A 22,861-nucleotide genomic window follows, 5' to 3' on the forward strand; every position below is an offset into this window, starting at 1 on the left:
AAAAAGAAAGTTTCATTCTATGCACAAGGAATCCCCCTCATTCAAAGGGGGATTCCTTATAGTTGTTCTTTTAATTTTTTCAATGCTTCTGCAGCAGCTTGTTGTTCTGCTTCTTTTTTCGACTTACCACTACCAAGACCTAAAGCTACGTTATTTAACGTAACACGTGACACAAATTCTCGATTGTGAGCTGGTCCTTTTTCTTGCAAAATTTGATACTCAACATTGCCACTACCATCACGCTGAATCAATTCTTGTAACTGACTCTTATAATCCATCACATGAGAAAAAGCACCCTCATTAATTTTCGGATATACAATTTCTTTTAAGAATTCCCAAACTGTTTCTAACCCTTGATCAAGATAAAGGGCACCAATAAACGCTTCAAAGACATCCGCTAATAAAGCTGGTCGTTCACGTCCACCTGTCATTTCTTCACCTTTTCCTAATAAAACAAGGCTACCAAATGACAATTCGTTCGCAAAACGAACAAGAGATGGCTCACATACAATAGCTGCACGTAGTTTTGTTAACTCTCCTTCGCTCATTGTCGGATATTTTTGAAACAGATACTGCGATACAGTAAGTTCCAATACTGCATCTCCAAGAAATTCAAGACGCTCATTATCTTCATGCGGTTTTTTTCGATGCTCATTCACATACGATGAATGCGTAAATGCTTGAATCAATAATTTTTCATCTGTAAACGTAATACCTATCTTTTCTTGAAACACTTTAAATGCTTCACGATATTTTGTTTCGTATTTTTTTTCTCTATATTTTCGGTACGGCATAGGTCCCTCCAGATATAAGCCAGAAAGCCCCGCTAAAAAACGGGACTTCACTTAAGCATTATAGATGACTCTCTATGTAAGTCACAGCATCGCCAACAGTAGCAATCTTTTCAGCATCTTCATCAGAAATTTCCATTTCGAATTCATCTTCTAATTGCATTACAAGTTCTACTACATCTAGGGAGTCTGCTCCTAAATCTTCCTTGAAGCTTGCAGCTGGTACTACCTCAGTCTCTTCTACTCCTAAACGATCAACGATGATTTTTGTTACGCGCTCTAAAACATCTGCCATTCCATTCACCTCCCCTCAAATATTATATTAAATATTGACCAAAAAAACTAGGTGAAATCGATTCTTTTATTACATTACCATACCGCCATCAACATTTAACGTTTGACCTGTAACATATTTGCTTTGATCAGAAGCAAAAAACGTTACAGCATTCGCGATATCTTGCGCTTCACCAAATTGAGCAGCTGGAATAACTTTTAACATTTCGGCTTTAATATTCTCATCTAGTACATCAGTCATATCAGTCGCAATAAAGCCTGGCGCAATTGCATTCACAGTAATATTTCGACTTGCTAACTCTTTTGCAGATGTTTTTGTTAATCCAATAACACCCGCTTTAGCAGCAACATAATTAGCTTGCCCTGGGTTTCCTATAACACCCACAACAGAAGCGATATTTATAATTCTACCGTGACGTTGACGCATCATATAACGAGATACTGCTTTTGTACATAAGAATACACCTTTTAAGTTTGTATTAATAACTGTATCCCATTCTTCTTCTTTCATACGCATTAATAAATTATCTTTTGTTACACCAGCATTATTTACAAGAATATCAACTTGTCCAAATGTATCTACTGTTTGTTTCACCATATTTGTAACATCATCAGCATTTGCAACATCTGCTTTTACCGCAATCGCATCAGAACCTAATTTCTTAATTTCATCTACTACTTCATTTGCTTTTTGTTCATTACCTGCATAATTTACTACTACATTTGCCCCTTGTTTCGCTAAATCGATCGCAATCGCGCGACCAATTCCACGTGAAGCGCCAGTTACTAATGCTACCTTCCCTTTTAACATCAGTTTTCTCCTCTCAAATTTGAAATGGTATCTTTTAATGTCTCTTCATCATATATCGCATATGCTTTTACTGATGAATCAATTGACTTCATAAGTCCAGCAAGTACTTTTCCAGGTCCAATTTCAATAAATGTATCTACTCCCTGCTTCACCATACATTCAATAGACGGGTACCATAATACAGGCGAATAAAGCTGTTCGATTAACTTTTCTTGAATGTCGGCACCACGTGTAATAACATCCGCCGTAACATTTGCAATAACAGGAATATTCGTATCATGAATTGTAATTTCATTCAAAACACTTTTGAACTTCTCAGCTGCCGGCTTCATAAGTGAAGAATGGAATGGCCCACTTACTTTTAGTGGAATTGCTCTCTTTGCACCATTTTCTTTCGCTCTTTGAGAAGCAAGCTCTACGCCTTGCTTCGTTCCAGAAATTACAATTTGCTTCGTACTATTCATATTAGCGATTTGCACTGCATATCCTTCACTTGTTACTTCTTCTGTAACTTGTTTCAGCATATGTGGGTCAGCACCTAATATAGCTGCCATTGCACCTTCCCCGCCCGGAACAGCTTCTTCCATATATTCCCCGCGTTTCCTTACAGCATATACCGCATCTTCAAAAGTGAATGCACCAGCTGCTACAAGAGCGCTATATTCACCTAAACTATGACCAGCGACAAAGTCAGGTGTAATGTCATACTCTTTCAAAGCTGTCAAAATAGCAAAACTCGTTGTTAATAATGCAGGTTGAGCATTTGTTGTTAATGTAAGCTTTTCCTGCGGTCCTTCAAAAATCACTTCTGAAAGTGAATCTTGTAACACCTCATCTGCTTTTGCAAACACTTTTGCAACCTCTTTATTATTCTCTGCTAATTGTTTACCCATTCCAACTGCCTGTGAACCTTGGCCCGGAAAAAGAAATGCTATTTTTCCCATTTCAAATCCTCCTCTTATTGGAGTGACTCTTTCTCCATTACGCTTGAAATTGTAGGAATTACTTCTTTCGCTACCATTTCTCTCGTTTGACGAATCGCACTAAATATCGACTGGTCATTAGAAGAACCGTGAGCCTTAATGACAGGTGCTTTCAATCCAAATAATGCAGCTCCCCCGTACTCCGAATAATCCATTTTATCTTTTAATACCATAAGTTTTGGCTTTAATACCGCCGCTGCTAATTTGCTCGTAAACGAACTCATTAGTTGTTCTTTCAACATAGAGAATAGCGCAAGTGCTGTTCCTTCTAATGATTTCAACGCTACATTCCCTGTAAAACCATCACATACAACAACATCTGCTACACCTTGCAATAAATCTCTTGATTCAACGTTCCCAACGAAATTAATTGGCGCATCCTTAAGCATTGCAAATACTTGCTTTGAAAGCTCGTTTCCTTTCCCATCCTCTGTTCCAACGTTTAATAGTCCAACACGAGGATTTTCAATTCCTCTTACCTTCTCAGCATAAACAGATCCCATTACTGCATATTGATATAAATGAATTGGTTTTGCATCAACATTTGCTCCAACATCTAACATAACAAAACCTTTTCCATCTACAGTTGGCATTGTAGGCGATAAAGCTGGTCGCTCAATTCCTTCCATGCGACCGACAACAAATAATCCAGCTGCCATTAAAGCTCCTGTACTACCTGCGGATATACAAGCGTCTGCTTCTCCATCCTTTACTTGCTGTGCCGCAAGTACCATTGAAGCTTGTTTTTTTCGACGAACCGCTCTTACTGGTTCCTCCGTCGATTCTATTTTTTCGTCTGTATGAAGAATAGTAATTCGTTCATCACTCGTTAAATATTGACGAATTTCCTCTTCTTTCCCTACTAACGTAATATGTAAATCAGAATATTCCTTAATAGCTTTCATTGCCCCTAATACTACAGCCTTTGGAGCGTGATCTCCGCCCATTGCATCTATTGCGATTTTCATAAGTTGTTACCTTCCTCACTATAATTACTAGATCGATACATTTCAAAAGTGCCTGTAAAAACAAGTTCTTCTCCAACGAAGCTACGCACTTTGACAACCGTCCGTCCCTTATCATTCTCTACATCTTCAACGCGCGCTTTTGCAACAACACGCTCTCCTAATTTCACAGGGCGAATGTATCGAATGGTAGACTTTGCAGTTAAAGCTAATTCTTCATCAATAACCGCAACAGCTAGTGAGTTTGCTTGCGCAAACAGATGATGCCCACGGGCAATTTGATTTCTTTTAAATACATGTTCTACCTTTACTTCAAAGATAGAGATTGCATGTCTATCTAATTCAATATCAATAATTTCTCCGACAACCTCTTCTAACGGTAAAGATTTCACATCTTCTTCATGTTGCTTTGTAGCTACATGTTTAATTCTCTCTCTTAATTCAGGAATAGACAATTCCATACGATCCAGTCGTACTGTTTGTATACTCACTTGAAATTTTTCCGCTAAATCTTCATCCGTAATAAAAGGATTTGATTCGATTGTTTGTTGTAATAATTCTTGTCTTTCTTTTTTACTTCTTCTTTTCTTCATACCGCACCATCCATTTTTATGACTAGGTACTAACAGTAGTATATAATCATTAAAAGTAGAATGCAACAAAAATTTTTGTTGACTCCCTTTAATCGAGCTTCTCTCCTTGGAACACACCTGTCCCATCAAGATACGTACGCAAGGCAGCGTACTGATCATTGTGCCAAAATGCTTCTGAATCTACTAGTATCGCCGCATCTTGCCTTGCTGTTTCTAACGCTCGATAATCGTGTACCATGTCAGCAACCTTAAATTCTGGTAAGCCACTTTGCTTACTCCCAAAGAAATCTCCAGGACCTCGTAATTCTAAATCTTTTTCTGACAATACAAATCCATCATTTGTTTCAGTCATTATGCGCATTCTTTCTTTTCCTGTTTCTGATTTAGGGTCTGCTATTAATAAACAATATGATTGTTCACTACCACGCCCGACACGCCCTCTAAGCTGATGAAGCTGCGATAAACCGAAACGTTCTGCATCATAAATAACCATCACAGTCGCATTCGGTACGTTCACACCCACCTCAACAACTGTTGTCGATACAAGAATTTGCACTTTATTTTCACTAAACTGGCCCATTATCTCTTCTTTTTCCTGAGACGATAATCTCCCATGCATCAATCCAACTTGGCATTTCCCTTGGTAATGATGCGTCAGCATACTATGTAAGTCGATAGCATTTTGCACATCAAGTTTCTCAGATTCTTCAATTAGAGGACAAATAACGTATGCCTGTCTTCCTTTTTTTATTTCCTTCTCAACAAAACCGAGGACGCGATCTAACATATCATGTTTTGCCCAGTATGTTTCAATCACCTTTCTACCTGCTGGCATCTCATCGATTATCGAAACATCCATCTCTCCAAATGCAGTAATTGCAAGCGTACGCGGAATTGGTGTCGCTGTCATAAATAATACATCTGGACTTTCACCTTTCTCCCGTAAAACTCGGCGCTGCGCTACACCAAATCGATGCTGTTCATCTGTAATAACGAGACCCAACCTATGAAATATAACTTCATCTTGAATTAAAGCGTGCGTTCCAACAAGAATATCTATTTCTCCTTGTTCTAACTTCGCTAAAATTTCTCGGCGTCTTGCACCTTTAACAGAACTTGTTAGCAGTTCCACCTTCATACCAAAATGCGAAAACGTTTCAGCAAGCGACTGATAATGTTGCTCAGCTAAAATTTCTGTAGGAACCATTAAAGCACCTTGATAATGAGCTAATTTCGATGCATAAAGGCCAATCGCAGCAACAACTGTTTTCCCAGAACCAACGTCACCTTGTAATAGTCGGTTCATCCGATAAGGAGATGTCATATCTTTTAAAATTTCATCTACAACTCGGCGCTGCGCACCAGTTAACGGGAACGGCAATGCATCGATAAATTCTTGTAATTCTACTGACGGAATCTCTTTCTTCGTCCCTTTTGAATTTTCCCTCTCCATTTTCCTCAGTGTTTGCATTTTCAGCTGAAATAAGAAAAATTCCTCATATACAAAACGGCGACGCGCTTGCTTTAAATCCTCCTGTCCTACCGGAAAATGCAAAGCCTTAAGTGCTTCATATCTTGGTAATAATTTATACCGGCCTAACAAACCATCCGGTAACACTTCGACTATAGAATCTCCATATTCCTTTAACGCTTGAGCAATAAAACGACGCATCTGTTTTACTGTAAGTTTCCCCTTTACTGAGTAAACAGGCTCCACTTCTTGTTGACGTACAACTGGCCCAAAATGAAGTTCTGATACAGCAATTGTTTGACGATGTTGATCCCATTTACCAGTAATCGTTACCGTTTCATCTAACGTTAATTTTTGCTTATAGTAAGGCCTATTAAAACATACCGCCGTAATTAAATAACGACCGACGAGAACACGAACTGTTAGACGCGATTTCTTCTTACCATAATATTGCAGCAAAGGAGCACTATGAACCTTCCCTTCAACCGTTACACGTTCATCATGCTTTACTTCAGCAAGATCTTTCATCGCATAATCTTCATAACGGTACGGAAAATGTTCTAATAGATGAGAAACTGTATAAATCCCCATCTCATGTAGTAACTCAGATGTTTCTCCTCCGATCCCCTTTACATCCGTAACAGGAACTTGTACAACATCATTCAAGATTCTCACACCCCGTCACATTATTTTCTTTATTGCATTTTATTTGAGTACCAATTAGCATCTGTAATCGCTCTCTTTCACCTTATATATTCTATCATAGGCATTCTAAGAGAAACTACTCAAATCCCTTATATAAAACAAGTAAAAAAGAGCCTCACTATTAGCAGCAAGGCTCTTTTCTCTCTTCAATATGCTAGCCTTTTGAATAAAAACTAGTAATAAACTTCATATTACTACTTCTTATCCATTAGCAAGTAAGTAATCCATTTATTTTCAAAACGAATCTTATCTTATTCTACAGAGAAGATGAAAGAATACACTGGTTGGTTTCCAGCATGCACTTCTACTTCTGCATCTTCAAATTTCTCTTCTACAAATTCAACTAACTCCGCTACTTCTTCGTCAGTTGCATCTTCACCTTGTAGAATCGTTACGATTTCAGAATCTTCATCAATAAGCGCTTCTAGTAATTGCTTCGCAGCTCCTACTTTTTCAGCATTTGTAGATACAATTTTTCCATCTGCAATACACATGAAGTCATCTTTTTGAATTGCTACACCATCAATTTCCGTATCACGTACAGCATACGTAATTTGACCTGTTTTCACATGAGATAAAGCTTCTTGCATGTTTTCTTCATTCTCTTCTAACGTTCCAACTGGGTTAAATGCTAACATTGCTGCCATACCTTGAGGAACTGTTTTCGAACGAACAACAATAACTTCTTGATCTACAACTGATGCCGCTTGTTCTGCTGCCATTACAATATTTCCGTTATTCGGTAAAATAATGATTTTTTCAGCATTTGCTTCTTCAATTGCCTTCACGATATCCTCCGTACTTGGATTCATCGTTTGACCACCTTCGATAACTTTCGTTGCGCCGATGCTCTCAAATAAAGTTTTAATACCAGACCCCATTGCCACAGTTACGATACCATATGGTTGTTTTTCTTTCGATTGAGCTGGTTGTTCAGGAACCATAGCAGGTTCATCTAATAAAGCAGTATGCTGTTCACGCATATTTTCTACTTTGATCTTAATTAAACTACCGTATTTTTGCCCGTAGTTCATAGCGTCTCCAGGATGTTCTGCGTGGATATGAACTTTTACAATTTCATCATCAGACACAACTAGTAGAGAATCACCATATACACTAATATCTTCACGGAATTTTTGTTCAGAGAAATTATGCTCTTTCACCTTTTCAGCCTCTAATTTCACCATGAACTCCGTACAATATCCATACTTAATATCTTCTGTACTCAATTGGCTTTGTACACTACGGTGATGTTCTGCGCGTACCATCTCATTCATAGATGTTTGCGTCGGTGCATCAGAAGAAATCGTTTCTCCTTTTAAGTCAGCTAAAAATCCTTCGTATACTACTACAAGACCTTTACCACCGCTATCTACAACGCCAACTTGTTTTAATACAGGTAATAAATCTGGCGTACGATTTAACGATGCGTTTGCTTCTTTCACAACGTCTTCCATAAACAAAACAAAGTCGCGCTGTTTTTTCGCAACTGTTACTGCATATTTACCCGTTTCTCTTGCAACCGTTAAAATCGTTCCTTCAATCGGTTTCATAACCGCTTTATAAGCCGCCTCTACTCCAGCTTCTAGTGCTGCAGCAAAATCAACTGTTGTTAATTCTTCTTTTTGTTCAATGGATTTAGAGAAACCACGGAACAACTGAGATAGAATAACTCCAGAGTTACCACGAGCTCCCATTAATAATCCTTTGGCTAAACTTACGCCGACTTTACCAGCATGCTGTGAAGGATTTGCTTTCACTTCACGCGCACCTGAAGTCATAGATAAGTTCATGTTTGTACCGGTATCGCCATCTGGAACTGGAAATACGTTTAATGCATCAACAAGCTGAACATTATTTGTTAAATTATTCGCTCCTTGCATGATCATTTGTGATAAACGTTTTCCATCAATTTTTTGAATTGACACAGATTTTCCTCCTTAATGCACATTACAAGTTTATTACTTTAACTCCTTGTACGTAGATGTTTACAGAATCTACTGCTAGTCCTACAGTTTGATCTAATGTATATTTCACTTTCGTCTGCACATTATGTGCCACTTCTGAAATTTTCGTACCATAGCTCACAATAATATACATATCAATATGTACTTCATCTTCATCTTTACGAACAATAACACCTCTAGTGAAGTTTTCTTTTCGTAAAATGTCTGTTAATCCATCTTTTAACTGATTTTTTGATGCCATACCTACGATACCGTAGCAATCTACCGCGGCACCTCCAGCAATTGTTGCAATTACATCTGTACTAATATCAATTTGACCGTACTTCGTTTTAATTTCAATTGACATCTCGTTTCCCCCTTCATAAATGGTGAAAGTGAGCTAGACTACTTTAGTTACTATCATATAATCTTTTTAAAGAAAATTCCATCGTTCTTTCTTTTCACTCTCATATTTTATGTTTTAAATTACACTTTTTTATGATGAGCAAAATAGTCCATTGTTATTATACAACATGTACCACTATAATATGTCAAGCAATTTTTATGGATTTTAACTTTTCTTCATTGACATATAGTGTCAAGTAAATTTTCTTGATTTCTTTTTTCTACGGTGTTGCATTCTCTTTTTAGTTGTGTTAAATTATAGTAGTGTTTTTAGCATCGCATAAAAGACTAACATTGAAAAATTACGTATGGTAAGGTATCAAGGGAGGGAAATATAAATGGCTCGTGTTTGTGCTATTACTGGAAGAAAAGCTCGTTCTGGTAACTCTCGTTCTCACGCAATGAACGCTACAAAACGTAAGTGGGGCGCTAACCTTCAAAAAGTTCGCGTACGCATCGACGGAAAAGTTCAACGTGTTTACGTTTCTGCTAGAGCATTAAAATCTGGCAAAATCGAACGTGTTTAATAATAAAAAAAAGAGCCGATAGGCTCTTTTTTTACTATAACAATGGAAAAAGCACCGGTGATAGGTGCTTTTTTTAATCTTTTTTGAAGGTATTTAACATTGCACGAACAATTCCACCAAGAAATTTAGGTAACTTAATTGTATAAAATCTCATGGTTTCCCTCCTAATCCCCATTACTCCACTTGGTCACTATATGATGTAAGGAGCAAAATTGTTTCTTCAATCAGTGCTTCTTATCAACATTAATATGCCAGAAGTAAATGAAAAAGTACCTTTTTCCTCAACGAGTTCGTTACTAATACAAAGTGTTGATCCCCACTCTATTGTTTTATTAGTAAGAGGGTACTTAAAACCAAACAATGTAATCCCTTCCACTATTTCAGTAACTGGTACAAAAGATACATAAGGAAAATTTTTATTTTCTTCAATTATATGTGTACCCACTTTTTTAACTGTTATTTCATTTTTATTGTCCACAATACACATTTCTATCTCTACTTCTAACCCTTTTAAAAGCATTTGTATATTTGCCAAACCGTGATCAAGTCTTCCACCGGTAGCACCAAAAATACGAATTAGTGCCGGCTTCTGTCCTAATGCCCAGTTGATTGCAATTTCTAAATCCGTTTGATCTTTTTCCCGCGGAACAATATGTAATTCGTTCGTTTGCTGTCCCATCCATACTAATTCTTCTTCAGTAACTGAATCGTAATCTCCAAACGCAACAGCCGGGGTAATCCCTTTCTTTAATAGACGGTATACTCCCCTATCAACCGCAGCCCACACTACTTCCTCATTCTCATATCGAGCAAAATCTGCGCAATATTCCGAAGGTCCTCCTGCCAAAATATGAATAATCATTTTTTCTTCCCCTTCCATTGTAAAAAGGCAATCTGCCATTCGGTAGATTGCCTTTTTACATATTTTTACCCTATCCTATGAATACCTTACTAGGATAAAAGTTCATCACTACCCACGAATTACGCGAATTGCTTCACCGCGGTCTTTTTGATTGTATACTGCTGATCCAGCTACAAGTACATTTGCTCCTGCTTCCACACAAAGTCTTGCTGTTTCAGCATTTACACCACCATCAACTTCAATTTCTACTTCTAGATTGCGCTCTTTCACCATGTCTGCAACTTGTTTAATTTTCGGTAATACAGAATGGATAAACTTCTGTCCACCAAATCCAGGGTTTACTGTCATAAGTAATACCATATCTATATCTTCTAATACATGCTCAATCACTGAAACTGGCGTATGTGGATTTAATACAACACCCGCTTTAATACCGTGAGATTTAATTAACTGAATTGTACGATGCAGATGTGGACACGCCTCTACGTGAACAGTAATAATATCCGCTCCCGCTTGTGCGAAAGTCGGGATATAGTTATCAGGATTTTCAATCATTAAATGTACATCTAATGGTAATGATGTAATTGGACGGATAGCTTCTACAATTAATGGTCCAATCGTAATATTTGGTACGAAATGTCCATCCATTACGTCAACGTGAATGTAATCCGCTCCGCCCTTTTCTACATCTTTAATCTCTTCCCCTAATTTTGAAAAATCTGCTGATAAAATCGATGGTGCAATTTTAATCATAACTAATACCTCGGCTTTCTCTCTCTAATTTCTTCTACGAATTGTTTATAGTTCTTATAGCGATATTCTGTAATCTTCCCTTCTTCAACCGCAGCTTTCACTGCACATTTCGGTTCAGAAAGATGTGTACACCCTCTAAATTTACAGTATTGGCTCGCTTCTTTCAACTCTGGAAAACAATATGTAAGATCTTCTACTTCTATATCAATGAAATCTAGTGAACTAAAACCCGGTGTATCTGCTACTAGTCCACTCCCAATTGCAATTAATTCTACGTGTCTTGTCGTATGCTTCCCGCGTCCTAAATGGGAGGAAATATCATTTGTTTTCAGCTCTAATTCTGGACGTAGCACATTAAGCATTGAAGATTTCCCAACACCAGATTGACCCGCAACGACAGAAACACAATTTTCTAAGTATGGTTTTAATATATCAATACTTTCTGACGTATTAATAGAAGTAAATAAAACATCATAACCCATCTCACGATAATCATTCGCATAAGCTTCAACAGTTGCTTTCATCTTTTCATCTACTAAATCCATCTTGCTAATACAAATAATTGGCTTAATGTTATGATATTCAATCAGCACTAAAAATCGATCTAACAGTCCAGGATTAAAATCTGGTTCTACTGCAGAGAACACAAGGATCGCTTGATCGACATTAGCAATAGGAGGTCTAACAAGTTCATTTTTTCGATCAAACACTTCAAGCACATAACCTTCAGTTGGATTATCTGCCTGAAAAACAACTTGGTCTCCTACAAGTGGTGTAATTTTATTTTTTCTAAATACACCTCGCCCACGACATTGCGTAACCCCTTCTTCATGCTGCACGTAATAAAACCCACTTAAAGCTTTTATAATTTTTCCTTCTGGCATAGAATTCTCCTTTTTTTGTATAAGGTGATGCTGAATTTAAAAATGAATGGATTTAAATTTTCCAAATAACGATTTCAAAACCTACCATATATACTTTCGCTAATATACATTAAATTTCCCATTAAATGCAAAAAAATATTTACAGCTGCATCACTTTACTAGCTTTTTGAATCATATATTATTGCCTGCTATACCGTCCACTTTGTAGACAGCATAACAGGCAATAATAATAATAATAATAATAATAATAAGTAGACTTTCACTATTATTGAGTTGGATATGGTACTTCTTTATCAATAATCGTTACTCCATCTCGTACAATTTTATAGTGTCCCTTTGAACCTTCTTGAATTACAAATTCTAAAGAAATAGTCGCTGATTCAGTAATTGTTCTCGTTTCAACCGGTCTATCCATTTTTTGCTGCATGTCTTCTTTATAAATTTCTATTGTTTGCAGCTTTTTTTCACCTGTTACAGCAGGCTCATATGGGATAGAGATATTGTCCACTTTTACCGTTTTAGTCACTTTAGGCTTTTGACCATCAGAGATAATAATAGTTACTTTATCTCCCTCTTTTAATGGTGTACCTGGTTTTGGAAATTGCGAAATTACAAGTCCTTTTTCGACTGAATCTGAATACTCTCGTTTTATATCTGACGTTAGTTTTCTCTCATTCAAATAACCAGTTACACTATTTTCAGTCCACCCCGAAAAGTCACCTGGTCTAATTTGATAAGGACCTTTACTTACCCAGATTTTCAGTTCTTGCTCCGCTTCTATAACCATTTGATCAGGCGTCGGAATTTGCTCTACAATTTCACCTTTCGGCTTATCATTTTCAATATAATTTACTGTAACTTGTTTATATTTTTCTTCTAACTCAGCTTTTACACTCTCAAAGTTTTTCCCTGTGAAATTCGCCATCTTACTTTTCTTTTTTCCACCTGATTGATAGATAGTAATTTTAGCGTTTTCTTTTACGACTCTTCCTGCTACAGGTTCCGTTTTTATTACATCCCCAACTTCAATATCATCTGTATATACAATATTAGGCTCCGTCACCTCAAAGCCCTTTTCTACTAACGTATTTACAGCTGTCGTGTATTTCATACCAGCCACATCAGGAACTTTCACATCTTTCGGAATAAATAATCCTGGAATAACCGTAAGCGCTAATGTTATTCCTATTGCTAAAAATAAAAATGTTGAAATTAAAACTTTAAGCCACTTGTTACTCCGTTTTTTCTTCTTATCTAACTCAGCTGCTTCTGCTCTTATCGGTTCTTCCACCTTACTCCCTTTTAAAACAATCGTTTCATCACTTACATTTTCAAATAATTGTTCTTGTTGAATAATCGGAATCGCTTTCGTCGCTTCCATATCTTCTGGTATGTAAAATGGTTGCTCATTTATCCTCTCTGGATATAGCGCAGTTTCAATATCTCGCTTCATCGCATTGGCAGATTGATATCGATGGAAAGGATCTTTTGCAGTTGCCTTTAATATAATATTTTCAACACTTTGCGGAATATTTTCATTCCATCTTTTTGGTGATGGGATTTCACTTTGTAAATGTTTTAAAGCTATAGCAACAGCAGATTCGCCAGAAAACGGTTGTCTTCCTGTTAACAATTCAAACATAACTATTCCAAGAGAATAAATATCCGATTGTTTATTTGCTATCCCGCCACGTGCCTGTTCTGGTGATAAATAATGGACTGAGCCCAGTACTGAATTTGTATGTGTAATTGTTGTTGCACTTGTAGCTGTCGCAATTCCAAAATCTGTTACTTTTATTATTCCATCAGCTCGAATTAAAATATTGTGCGGCTTTATATCACGATGCACAATTTCAAAATGATGGGCGTGTGCCATGGCGGATGTTAACTGCTCCATAATATCAAGAGCTTCTCCTATAGGTAACATACCTCGCTCAATTATGTATTGCTTCAATGTTTGCCCGGGTACATATTCCATGACAAGATAATATATACCATCTTCTTCTCCGACATCATACATATTCACAATATTTGGATGCGACAACGTTGTAACAGACTGCGCTTCTCGATGGAAACGTTTAATAAACTCTTCGTTATTTGAGTAGTCGAGTCTTAATATTTTTACCGCTACATCTCGGCCAAGTATATCATCATGAGCTAAATATACATTGGCCATTCCGCCACCACCAATCATTTTCAGCAGCTTATAACGGTCATTTAAGCGTTTTCCAATCAGCACGTTGCACTTCACCTACTTTCGTTTGTCGAACCCGCATAATCAATAAGAACAAGTGTGATATTATCTTCTCCACCGCGATCATTCGCCAATTGAATGAGACGCTGCCCTTTACCTTCAAGCTGTTCATTTAACTGTAAAATTTGTTGCATATCATCAATAGAAACTTTGTTTGATAACCCATCAGAGCAAAGAAGTAATTGATCATCTTCCTCAAGCACCAACGTTTTAACATCTAATCCAACTTTTTCTTCTGTTCCTAGCGCTCTTAATAACACATTCTTTTTCGGATGATACTCTGCATCTTCCTTTGAAATTTCACCATGTCTCACAAGCTCATTTACAAGCGAATGATCTTCCGTTACAAGCGTCATTTCTCCTTCTGATACCATATAGCAACGACTATCTCCTATATGCCCTATCGTCACAAAACTTGGTGTACAAACAGCTATTATAAGCGTTGTTCCCATACCATTACATTCTACATTTTGCTGAGCGTATTCATATATGCGCTCATTAATAATCCCAACACTAGTATGTAACCATTGTTCTACTTTTTTCGGTTCATTCATATTATGCGTTTGCTTCCAATAATCATGGAATAATTGAATGGCCATCGAGCTAGCTACATCACCAGCTCGATGACCTCCCATTCCATCTGCTACTACCGCTAAAACATTTCCATCTAAATTGTGAAAAACTCCTGCACTATCTTCATTATGTTGACGAACTTTTCCTTTATCCGATAGAAATACGGCTTTCATCTCGTCACCTCGTCTCTTCTTTGCGCTCCTTCGCACGCAACTGACCGCAGGCTGCGTCAATATCATGACCTTGTTCACGGCGAATCGTTACATTCACTCCACGATCTTTTAACGTTTTCTCGAACAAGAAAATTTGCTCACGTGGTGTACGTACATAATCACGTTCAGGTACGTAGTTTACCGGGATTAAGTTTACATGACATTTTACACCTTTTAAGAGCGCAGCAAGCTCTTCAGCGTGCTCAACTTGGTCATTTTCTCCTCCAAATAATCCATATTCAAAAGTAATACGGCGCCCTGTTCTATTTACATAGTATTTAATAGCTTCCATTAAATCCGGTAATTTATAAGCACGGTTAATCGGCATTAACTTTGAACGTAATTCTGAGTTTGGAGCATGCAATGAAATCGCAAAATTAATTTGTAGTTCTTCTTCAGCAAACTTATAAATTTTCGGGATAATTCCACTCGTCGAAACAGTCATATGTCTAGCACCAATATGAAGTCCTTTTTCATGGTTAGTGATGCGTAAGAATCCCATTAAATTATCGTAGTTATCAAATGGTTCTCCAATTCCCATAACAACAAGAGAACTTACACGTTCTTCTGTTTCATCAAGCGCACGCTGAACTTCTACTACTTGCGCTACGATTTCTCCAGCTTCTAGGTTTCGTTTTAGTCCACCAAGTGTCGAAGCACAGAACGTACATCCAATACGACAACCAACTTGCGTTGTTACACAAATGGAATTTCCATATTCATGTCGCATTAATACCGTTTCAATAGAATATCCGTCATATAATTGGAATAAGAATTTAATCGTTCCATCTGAAGACGTTTGTTTTACTAACGTGTTTAAAGTAGTAATATCAAAGGAATTCGACAATTTATCACGCAATCCTTTAGAAAGGTTTGACATATCCTCATAATTTTTTACACGTTTTTTATATAGCCAGTCAAAAATTTGTCCAGCGCGGAACTTCGGTTCTCCTTGTTCCTTTAACCAATCTTGCATTTCATGAAGTTGTAAAGAGTAAATTGATGGTTTCTTCGTTTCTACATTTTTCTTTTGTTTTCTTACAGTTGTTTCCATGATGCTACACCTTCTTCCTTAAACAAGCAATATAAAAGCCATCCGTTGCAAAATAATGCGGTAAAATTTGTACTTGACCTTCATTAATATACGGACTTAATTTTTCTGGCATACGTTCTTTTATCGTAGTATCCCATTCAAATTCAGGATGTTCTTTTAAAAATTTATCTATTACTTGTTCATTTTCTATTTTCTCAATTGTGCACGTACTATAAACAAGACGACCGCCTTGTTTTAATAATGGTGCTATTTTTTCTAGTATCGCAAGTTGAATCGTCGATAATCTTTCACTATCGCCTTTATCTTTTCCTAACTTAATATCAGGCTTACGTCTAATTACACCAAATCCAGAACACGGTGCATCTACCAATATTTTATCAAACGTTTCATTTGCAAAGTGCTCTTGCACTTTTCTAGCATCTAGCGCTTTTGTTTCAACATTTTCTAGACCAAGTCGCTCTGCTTGCTGTTTAATTAAACGTACTTTGTGTGCATGTAAATCAAGGGACATGACCTTACCAGTTCCCTTTAATCGTTCCGCGATATGCGTTGTTTTTCCGCCTGGAGCAGCACAACTATCAAGAACTGCATCTCCCGTATTCGGTTCTAAAGCGCGTGCTACAAGCATAGAACTTTCATCTTGAATAGAAAGAAATCCTTTTTTAAACGCTTCTGTATGCGCTACATTTCCTCTTTCAATCTGAATTGCATCATCTGACAAGTCACCACGTTTTGCTTCTATACCTTCACTTGCCAACAACTCAATCGCTTCTTCTACCGTTACCTTATCAACATTCACACGTGCTGTTGGTACAGGTGGTAACATGTTTACTTCGCACATTTTCTCTGCAGTTTCTAAGCCATATGCAGAAGTCCACTCTTGTACAAGCCAAACTGGATGACTCGTCGCAATTGCAAGACGTTCTACTGGATCCTTGATTTCATCTACAGAAGGTACACCTTCTCTCTGAATCGAACGTAATACACCGTTCACCATACCAGCAATTCCTTTATGCCCGCGACGCTTTGCAATCTCAACCGCTTCATGAATAGCCGCTCTTTCTGGCACTCGGTCTAAATAAATCATTTGATATAAAGATAAGCGAAGCAATACCCTTACCCACGCCTCAACCTTCTTTTTTAAAAAAGGCTGTAAATAATAATCTAATGTGTCACGACGTTGAATCGTTCCATATACAATTTCAGTTAATAAACCAATATCTTTTCTATCAATTGCACTTTTTTCAATTAGATTATTTAAAAGTAAGTTGCTATATGCACCAATTTTTTCCACTTGAATTAAACCATCAAGAGCTAATTCACGAACATTTTGTCTCATGCATTTTCTCCTAACTTCGTTCCAATTTCAGGTTTTGTTCCACGTAAAAATTGTGAACAACTCATACGCTTTTTACCAGAAGGTTGCAATTCAGTAATTTTAATACCTGTTTCATTACTAGTTGCTACAACAAAACCATCTTCTTCGATTGCAACAATCGTACCTGCTTCAGCCGGTTCAGTTACAGGCACTTTTTCTCCCCACCATACTTTAACAACTTGTCCTGCTAAAGTTGTATAAGCAACTGGCCATGGATTCAATCCGCGAATGTGATTGTATACTTCCTCACCTGTTTTTGTCCAATCAATTTTCTCTTGTTCACGTTTTATATTGTAAGCAAACGTTACTTCTTCTTCGTTTTGTTTAATCGGTTCTAACTTACCTTGAATTAATAAAGGTACTGTTTTAGATAGAAGGTGTGCTCCAGCTTCACTTAATTTATCAAATAATGAGCCTGTCGTTTCACGCTCTTCAATTTCCACTTCCACTTGCGTTAAGATATCACCAGCATCCAATTTTTCTACCATATACATAATTGTAATACCAGTTTTTTCTTTACCTTCCATAATTGCATAATGAATTGGTGCACCACCACGAAGTTCAGGAAGTAAAGAAGCGTGGACATTAATACATCCATACTTCGGTGCTTCTAAAATTTCATTTGGTACAATCTGACCAAATGCAGCTGTTACAATTAAATCTGGCTCTAATGCCAATACTTTTTCATATTCATCTTTTTCACGAATTTTTAACGGCTGTAACACAGGGATACCATGTTTTTCCGCTTCAACTTTAACAGGTGTAGGTGTTAATACTTTTTTTCTACCTACTGGACGATCAGGTTGCGTCACAACACCTACTACCTCATAGCCATCTTCAATAAGACGACGAAGCACCGGCACTGAAAAGTCCGGTGTTCCCATAAACACTACTTTTATCATTTAAAAACCGCTCCTTTTAACACCTATTCTAGTTCGTTTTCTTCATAATATCTTGTCACTTTCGATGTAAATAAAACACCGTGTAAATGATCGATTTCATGTTGAATTGCACGCGCTAAAAATCCTTCCGCTTCTAATAAAAATACTTTCCCACGGCGATTTTGCGCTCTTACTTTAATATAATCGGCACGTTCTACTTCACCATAAAGTCCCGGGAAGCTTAAACAGCCTTCGGGACCTACTTGTTCACCACGTTTTTCTAATATTGATGGATTGATTAACTCGATTTTCCCAGTATCATCATCGACATCAACAACCGCTACTTGCAAGCTTACACCTACTTGAGGCGCAGCTAAACCGACTCCGTCCGCAATTAACATTGTTTCATGCATATCTTTCAACAATTTCACTAACTTTTTATCAAAGTTAATTACTCTTTCGCATGGTGTTTCTAACACTTCATTTGGATGCTTGATTATTTCTAAAACTGCCATATTTCCCTCCGCTACATTAACATTGTTGGATTAAAATCAATTGAGATTTGTAGCTCTTTTTGCATTTCTGCTTGATAATGTTCATTTACCATTTTGAGCACGTTCTTTAAGTTTGGTTCCCGTTTGTATTTTATCATGCATTGATAACGATATCTATCTTTTATCCTTGGAATTGCTGAAGCAACTGGTCCTAACACCATTGTTTGCTGTGAGCAATGCGTTCGTAAATACGAGGCAATTTTTTCCGTCACTTGCACCGCTTTTAATAATTCAGGATGAGATACAGTTACAAGTACAACATAGTAATATGGGGGATATTGTCTTGTTCGCCTCATTTGCATTTCTTGGTCAAAAAACACATCATATTGTTGGTTCTTCGCTAACTCTATACTGTAATGTTCTGGCGTATATGTTTGAATCACAACTTCCCCTGGCAATTCATGTCTACCCGCTCGTCCACTTACTTGCGTCAATAACTGATATGTCTTTTCACTTGCCCGAAAATCAGGTAAGTGAAGCATCGTATCTGCAGTTAAAACCCCAACAAGAGTTACTTTCGGAAAATCTAATCCTTTAGCAATCATTTGTGTTCCAAGTAGTATATCTGCTTTTTCTTCCCCAAACGCCTTTAATAATTTTTCATGCATTCCTTTTCGACTTGTCGTATCTACATCCATTCGAATGACTCGCGCCTCTGGAAATAGTTTTGTAATTTCTTCTTCTACCTTTTGTGTACCTGTACCAAAGAAACGAATGTATGTACTTTGACAAGCTGGACACTCAGTTGGCATATTCTCTTCGTAACTACAATAATGACATTTTAAACGATGATTCATTTTATGATATGTCAATGAAATATCACAATGCGGACATTGTACAACATACCCACAATCACGGCACATAACAAATGTAGAATGACCTCTTCTATTTAAAAAGAGTACCATTTGTTCTTTCTTTTCTAATCGATCTGCTATTTTTTCATGCAGCGCCTTAGAAAACATTGATCGATTCCCGTCACGAAGTTCTTCTCGCATGTCAACAATCTCTACCGTTGGTAAAGCTTGTTCATTCATACGTCTTTCCATTGTTAGTAGTTTATAAACACCTTTTTTCGCCCTTGCAAACGATTCAAGTGTTGGTGTCGCACTACCAAGAACGATAGGACATTTATGATATTGCCCTCTCCAGACAGCTACATCTCTTGCATGATACCTCGGATTATCTTCTTGTTTGTAACTTGATTCATGCTCTTCATCAATAATAATAATCCCTAAATTCTCAAAAGGCGCAAAAACGGCTGAACGCGCACCAACTACAACTTTCACTTCTTTTCTTAAAATCTTACGCCACTCGTCATACTTTTCTCCAACAGACAACGCACTATGAAGAACTGCAACTTGCGAGCCAAACCTACCTTTAAAACGATCCACCATTTGGGGCGTTAGTGCAATTTCAGGAACAAGAACGATAGCTTCTTTTCCTTTCTCAAGCACTGCTGCTATAGATTGTAAATATACTTCTGTCTTTCCACTTCCTGTAACACCATATAGTAAAAATGGATTATAAGTTTCATTTGTAATTGATGATAAAATCGGTGTAATAACTTGTTTTTGTTCCTCCGTAAGTGGAAATGGTTTCGTTTGTTCAAAATCATCATCGTCATACGGATTTCGGTATACTTCCACATACTTTTCTGAAATGAAGCCCTTTTTAACAAGTGCTTTTATTGGAGCATCTGTTATTTGTAACTCTTCTGTAATTATTTTCAACGGTACACTTTTATAATTTTCCACAAAATAATAAAGTACATCTTGTTGTTTTTTACTTTTCAGTTCAAATGCCGCTAATTCCAATTTATCTTCTGGCAACTCCGGCTGAACAACTCTTTGCTTCTTCTTTTGTACTTTATCTTTCACTTGATAAACGACTTCAACCGTACCATTTTTAATTTCTTGTTGAATAGTCCGGTATAAATGTGGCTGCTGCTCGATTACTTCAAAATCAATTGCTTCTTTATCCTGAAATAAATATAGTATTTCAGATGCTATTTCTTCCTGTTTACAAAGTTGTAGACGTTTTTTATACGTTGCTTTTATCGCAGTTGGAAGCATCACTTGAAAAGCTGAAATCATGTAGCATAACGTTTCACTTGTAAGCCAATATCCAAGCTTTAATAATTCATCATTTAAAACCGGTGTTACATCTAATATTTCATGGATTGTCTTTAACTTCTTACTTTCTACATCCACCGAATCTTTAATCCCAATAATAAAACCTTGTAATTTCCTTGGCCCAAACGGAACTACTACACGCATTCCTGTCTGTACAATATCTTCCCATTTTTCAGGGATAATGTAATCAAATGGTCGATCTGTCTGACGGGCAGGTACATCAACAATTACACTTGCAAATTTCATAAACGATCATCTTCTAACATCATTTCAATTTGCTTTAATATTTCACGAGCTACCTCTTTTTTCAGTAAAAGTGGTAACTCAATAACTTTTCCATCTTTTCTATACATTGTTACAATATTCGTATCCGTGCCAAATCCAGCTCCTTGCGCTTTTACATCATTCGCGACAATCATATCTGCATTTTTCTCACGTAGTTTTTTCGTTGCATATTCCTCTACATTTGTCGTTTCAGCAGCAAAACCGATAAGTAACTGTTTATCCTTTTTCTGACCTAACGTTTTTAAAATATCCACCGTTCTTTCGAGTTCAATGACAGCATCACCATTTTGCTTTTTCATTTTATTATCATGAACATATTTCGGACGATAATCTGCAACTGCTGCTGTTTTAATGACAACGTCTACGTTTTGATAATGTTGAAGAACTGCTTCTAACATATCTTGTGCAGATTCCACTTGCACTGTCGTTACATGTAACGGTGGATTTAATGCTGTCGGTCCTGAAACGAGTATAACATCAGCGCCTAAATTCGCCGCCACTTCTGCAATCGCATACCCCATTTTTCCAGAAGAAAAATTCGTCATAAAACGAACTGGATCAACTTTTTCACGTGTTGGGCCAGCAGTTATTAATATTCTTTTTCCCTGCAATGGTTTGTGTTCTGAGAAAGCTTCCTCTAACCGTGCAATAATCGCTTCAGGTTCTTCTAGTCGTCCCTTCGCTACATATCCACATGCTAAAAAGCCTTCCCCAGGCTCAATAAATGTATATCCTAGCGTTTTCAATGTCATCATATTTTTTTGAACAATTTTATTTTCATACATATGCACATTCATAGCAGGCGCAATCCATACCGGGGCTGTAGTAGCTAACAGAGTAGTTGTAATCATATCATCTGCAATACCACCAGCTAACTTTCCAATACAATTGGCAGTAGCAGGTGCGACAAGTACAACATCCGCCCAATCTGCTAAATCAATATGAGCAATAACAGCCGAGTCTTTCTCATCAAACGTATCCGTATATACATCATGGCGAGAAAGCGCTTGGAATGTAAGAGGCGTAACAAACTTCATTGCCGACTCACTCATCATTACTTTTACAATCGCGCCAGATTGTGTCAATTTACTCGTTAACGCAGCTGCTTTAAAAACCGCAATGCCTCCTGTTACACATAGAAGTATCTTTTTCCCTTTTAGCATATGACTCGTCCTCTTTCTTTTTCAAACTTATAATACTGAAATAGAATTCCCAGCTCGTCAGTACCAATATTTCATTCCTTTCGTAAAAAAATAACAACCTACTTGTAAATAGGTTGTTACCGTTACATAGAAAATTATAAAGTCTATGTTTTATTTTGTCGAAGGCAAAGGCTTATTCAGCTACTTTATCTTCACTTGGTACGTAGCTTAATGCTTCTGCATCGATTTCTTCTAATGCTTTACCTACACATTTATGAGAAACAGGTTGCTCTACAACACAGTTATTAGCAAGTTGCATTTCACGTGCGCGTTTTGCAGCCACTGTTACTAATGTGTACTTAGAATCGATTTTTTGTAGTAATGAGTCAATTGATGGATTTAACAT

General features: G+C 37.1%; 23 protein-coding genes. 1 reads left to right on the forward strand and 22 read right to left on the reverse strand.

All coding sequences use genetic code 11. From position 1 onward, the window contains the following. Positions 1-56: 56 nt before the first annotated feature. The 9 genes from rncS to MHH27_RS19600 form a co-directional block, all read right to left on the reverse strand. Positions 57-794 carry a ribonuclease III gene (rncS, locus tag MHH27_RS19560; RefSeq protein ID WP_001146875.1) on the reverse strand — a complete coding sequence of 246 codons (738 nt, stop codon included), beginning with the start codon at positions 792-794 and terminating at the stop codon, positions 57-59. A 58-nt stretch (positions 795-852) separates the two neighbouring features. Further along, the gene (gene acpP / locus MHH27_RS19565) at positions 853-1,086 is read right to left on the reverse strand and encodes an acyl carrier protein (RefSeq protein WP_000786062.1); all 234 of its coding nucleotides are present in this window, start codon (positions 1,084-1,086) and stop codon (positions 853-855) included. Between the two features lie 69 nt (positions 1,087-1,155). Beyond that, the gene (gene fabG / locus MHH27_RS19570) at positions 1,156-1,896 is read right to left on the reverse strand and encodes a 3-oxoacyl-[acyl-carrier-protein] reductase (RefSeq protein ID WP_000911769.1); all 741 of its coding nucleotides are present in this window, start codon (positions 1,894-1,896) and stop codon (positions 1,156-1,158) included. Next, complete coding sequence (gene fabD / locus MHH27_RS19575; protein WP_340943779.1) at positions 1,896-2,840, reverse strand: ACP S-malonyltransferase; 945 nt, start codon at positions 2,838-2,840, stop codon at positions 1,896-1,898. Before fabD ends, fabG begins: the two co-directional genes overlap by 1 nt. A gap of 14 nt (positions 2,841-2,854) precedes the next feature. Next, complete coding sequence (gene plsX, locus MHH27_RS19580; protein ID WP_000684100.1) at positions 2,855-3,847, reverse strand: phosphate acyltransferase PlsX; 993 nt, start codon at positions 3,845-3,847, stop codon at positions 2,855-2,857. Beyond that, positions 3,844-4,437, reverse strand: a complete 594-nt coding sequence (gene fapR, locus MHH27_RS19585) for a transcription factor FapR (RefSeq protein WP_000747349.1) — start codon at positions 4,435-4,437, stop codon at positions 3,844-3,846. Before fapR ends, plsX begins: the two co-directional genes overlap by 4 nt. Positions 4,438-4,525: 88 nt before the next feature. Beyond that, the gene (gene recG, locus MHH27_RS19590) at positions 4,526-6,574 is read right to left on the reverse strand and encodes an ATP-dependent DNA helicase RecG (RefSeq protein WP_001000823.1); all 2,049 of its coding nucleotides are present in this window, start codon (positions 6,572-6,574) and stop codon (positions 4,526-4,528) included. 290 nt (positions 6,575-6,864) lie between these two features. Continuing rightward, positions 6,865-8,541, reverse strand: coding sequence for a DAK2 domain-containing protein (locus MHH27_RS19595; protein WP_000027131.1), 1,677 nt, complete (start codon positions 8,539-8,541; stop codon positions 6,865-6,867). Positions 8,542-8,563: 22 nt separating this feature from the next. Continuing rightward, the gene (locus tag MHH27_RS19600) at positions 8,564-8,926 is read right to left on the reverse strand and encodes an Asp23/Gls24 family envelope stress response protein (RefSeq protein ID WP_000021109.1); all 363 of its coding nucleotides are present in this window, start codon (positions 8,924-8,926) and stop codon (positions 8,564-8,566) included. 376 nt (positions 8,927-9,302) lie between these two features. Between MHH27_RS19600 and rpmB the strand changes: the two genes are divergently transcribed. Further along, positions 9,303-9,491, forward strand: coding sequence for a 50S ribosomal protein L28 (gene rpmB / locus MHH27_RS19605; protein WP_000124776.1), 189 nt, complete (start codon positions 9,303-9,305; stop codon positions 9,489-9,491). Positions 9,492-9,564: 73 nt separating this feature from the next. Here the strand turns inward: rpmB and spoVM are convergent, their stop codons facing one another. From spoVM to rpoZ, 13 genes are all read right to left on the reverse strand, one after another. After that, positions 9,565-9,645, reverse strand: coding sequence for a stage V sporulation protein SpoVM (spoVM, locus tag MHH27_RS19610; RefSeq protein WP_001213599.1), 81 nt, complete (start codon positions 9,643-9,645; stop codon positions 9,565-9,567). 66 nt (positions 9,646-9,711) lie between these two features. Further along, the gene (locus tag MHH27_RS19615) at positions 9,712-10,392 is read right to left on the reverse strand and encodes a thiamine diphosphokinase (protein WP_000752665.1); all 681 of its coding nucleotides are present in this window, start codon (positions 10,390-10,392) and stop codon (positions 9,712-9,714) included. A 69-nt stretch (positions 10,393-10,461) separates the two neighbouring features. Further along, positions 10,462-11,106, reverse strand: a complete 645-nt coding sequence (gene rpe / locus MHH27_RS19620; RefSeq protein WP_000589974.1) for a ribulose-phosphate 3-epimerase — start codon at positions 11,104-11,106, stop codon at positions 10,462-10,464. Between the two features lie 2 nt (positions 11,107-11,108). Continuing rightward, on the reverse strand, positions 11,109-11,990 hold the full coding sequence (gene rsgA / locus MHH27_RS19625; RefSeq protein WP_001113932.1) for a ribosome small subunit-dependent GTPase A: 882 nt from the start codon (positions 11,988-11,990) through the stop codon (positions 11,109-11,111). Between the two features lie 265 nt (positions 11,991-12,255). Further along, positions 12,256-14,229: a Stk1 family PASTA domain-containing Ser/Thr kinase gene (gene pknB / locus MHH27_RS19630; RefSeq protein WP_340943783.1), complete on the reverse strand. Its 1,974-nt coding sequence runs from the start codon at positions 14,227-14,229 to the stop codon at positions 12,256-12,258. Positions 14,230-14,237: 8 nt separating this feature from the next. Then, the gene (locus tag MHH27_RS19635) at positions 14,238-14,990 is read right to left on the reverse strand and encodes a Stp1/IreP family PP2C-type Ser/Thr phosphatase (RefSeq protein ID WP_000648708.1); all 753 of its coding nucleotides are present in this window, start codon (positions 14,988-14,990) and stop codon (positions 14,238-14,240) included. A 4-nt stretch (positions 14,991-14,994) separates the two neighbouring features. After that, positions 14,995-16,083, reverse strand: coding sequence for a 23S rRNA (adenine(2503)-C(2))-methyltransferase RlmN (rlmN, locus tag MHH27_RS19640; RefSeq protein WP_000450550.1), 1,089 nt, complete (start codon positions 16,081-16,083; stop codon positions 14,995-14,997). Positions 16,084-16,087: 4 nt separating this feature from the next. After that, the gene (gene rsmB / locus MHH27_RS19645) at positions 16,088-17,422 is read right to left on the reverse strand and encodes a 16S rRNA (cytosine(967)-C(5))-methyltransferase RsmB (RefSeq protein WP_340943785.1); all 1,335 of its coding nucleotides are present in this window, start codon (positions 17,420-17,422) and stop codon (positions 16,088-16,090) included. Next, positions 17,419-18,363 (reverse strand): methionyl-tRNA formyltransferase, encoded by a 945-nt coding sequence (gene fmt, locus MHH27_RS19650; protein ID WP_090977186.1) that lies wholly within the window; start codon positions 18,361-18,363, stop codon positions 17,419-17,421. The genes rsmB and fmt overlap by 4 nt, the downstream gene beginning before the upstream one ends. Positions 18,364-18,386: 23 nt before the next feature. Continuing rightward, positions 18,387-18,857 carry a peptide deformylase gene (def, locus tag MHH27_RS19655; RefSeq protein WP_000279455.1) on the reverse strand — a complete coding sequence of 157 codons (471 nt, stop codon included), beginning with the start codon at positions 18,855-18,857 and terminating at the stop codon, positions 18,387-18,389. A gap of 11 nt (positions 18,858-18,868) precedes the next feature. After that, positions 18,869-21,274, reverse strand: a complete 2,406-nt coding sequence (gene priA, locus MHH27_RS19660) for a primosomal protein N' (RefSeq protein WP_090977185.1) — start codon at positions 21,272-21,274, stop codon at positions 18,869-18,871. Beyond that, positions 21,271-22,476: a bifunctional phosphopantothenoylcysteine decarboxylase/phosphopantothenate--cysteine ligase CoaBC gene (gene coaBC, locus MHH27_RS19665; protein WP_000911748.1), complete on the reverse strand. Its 1,206-nt coding sequence runs from the start codon at positions 22,474-22,476 to the stop codon at positions 21,271-21,273. The genes priA and coaBC overlap by 4 nt, the downstream gene beginning before the upstream one ends. A gap of 172 nt (positions 22,477-22,648) precedes the next feature. Continuing rightward, complete coding sequence (gene rpoZ / locus MHH27_RS19670) at positions 22,649-22,861, reverse strand: DNA-directed RNA polymerase subunit omega (protein WP_000933961.1); 213 nt, start codon at positions 22,859-22,861, stop codon at positions 22,649-22,651.

Source organism: Bacillus sp. FSL L8-0152, assembly GCF_038006365.1.
Classification (GTDB): Bacteria; Bacillota; Bacilli; order Bacillales; family Bacillaceae_G; genus Bacillus_A; species Bacillus_A cereus.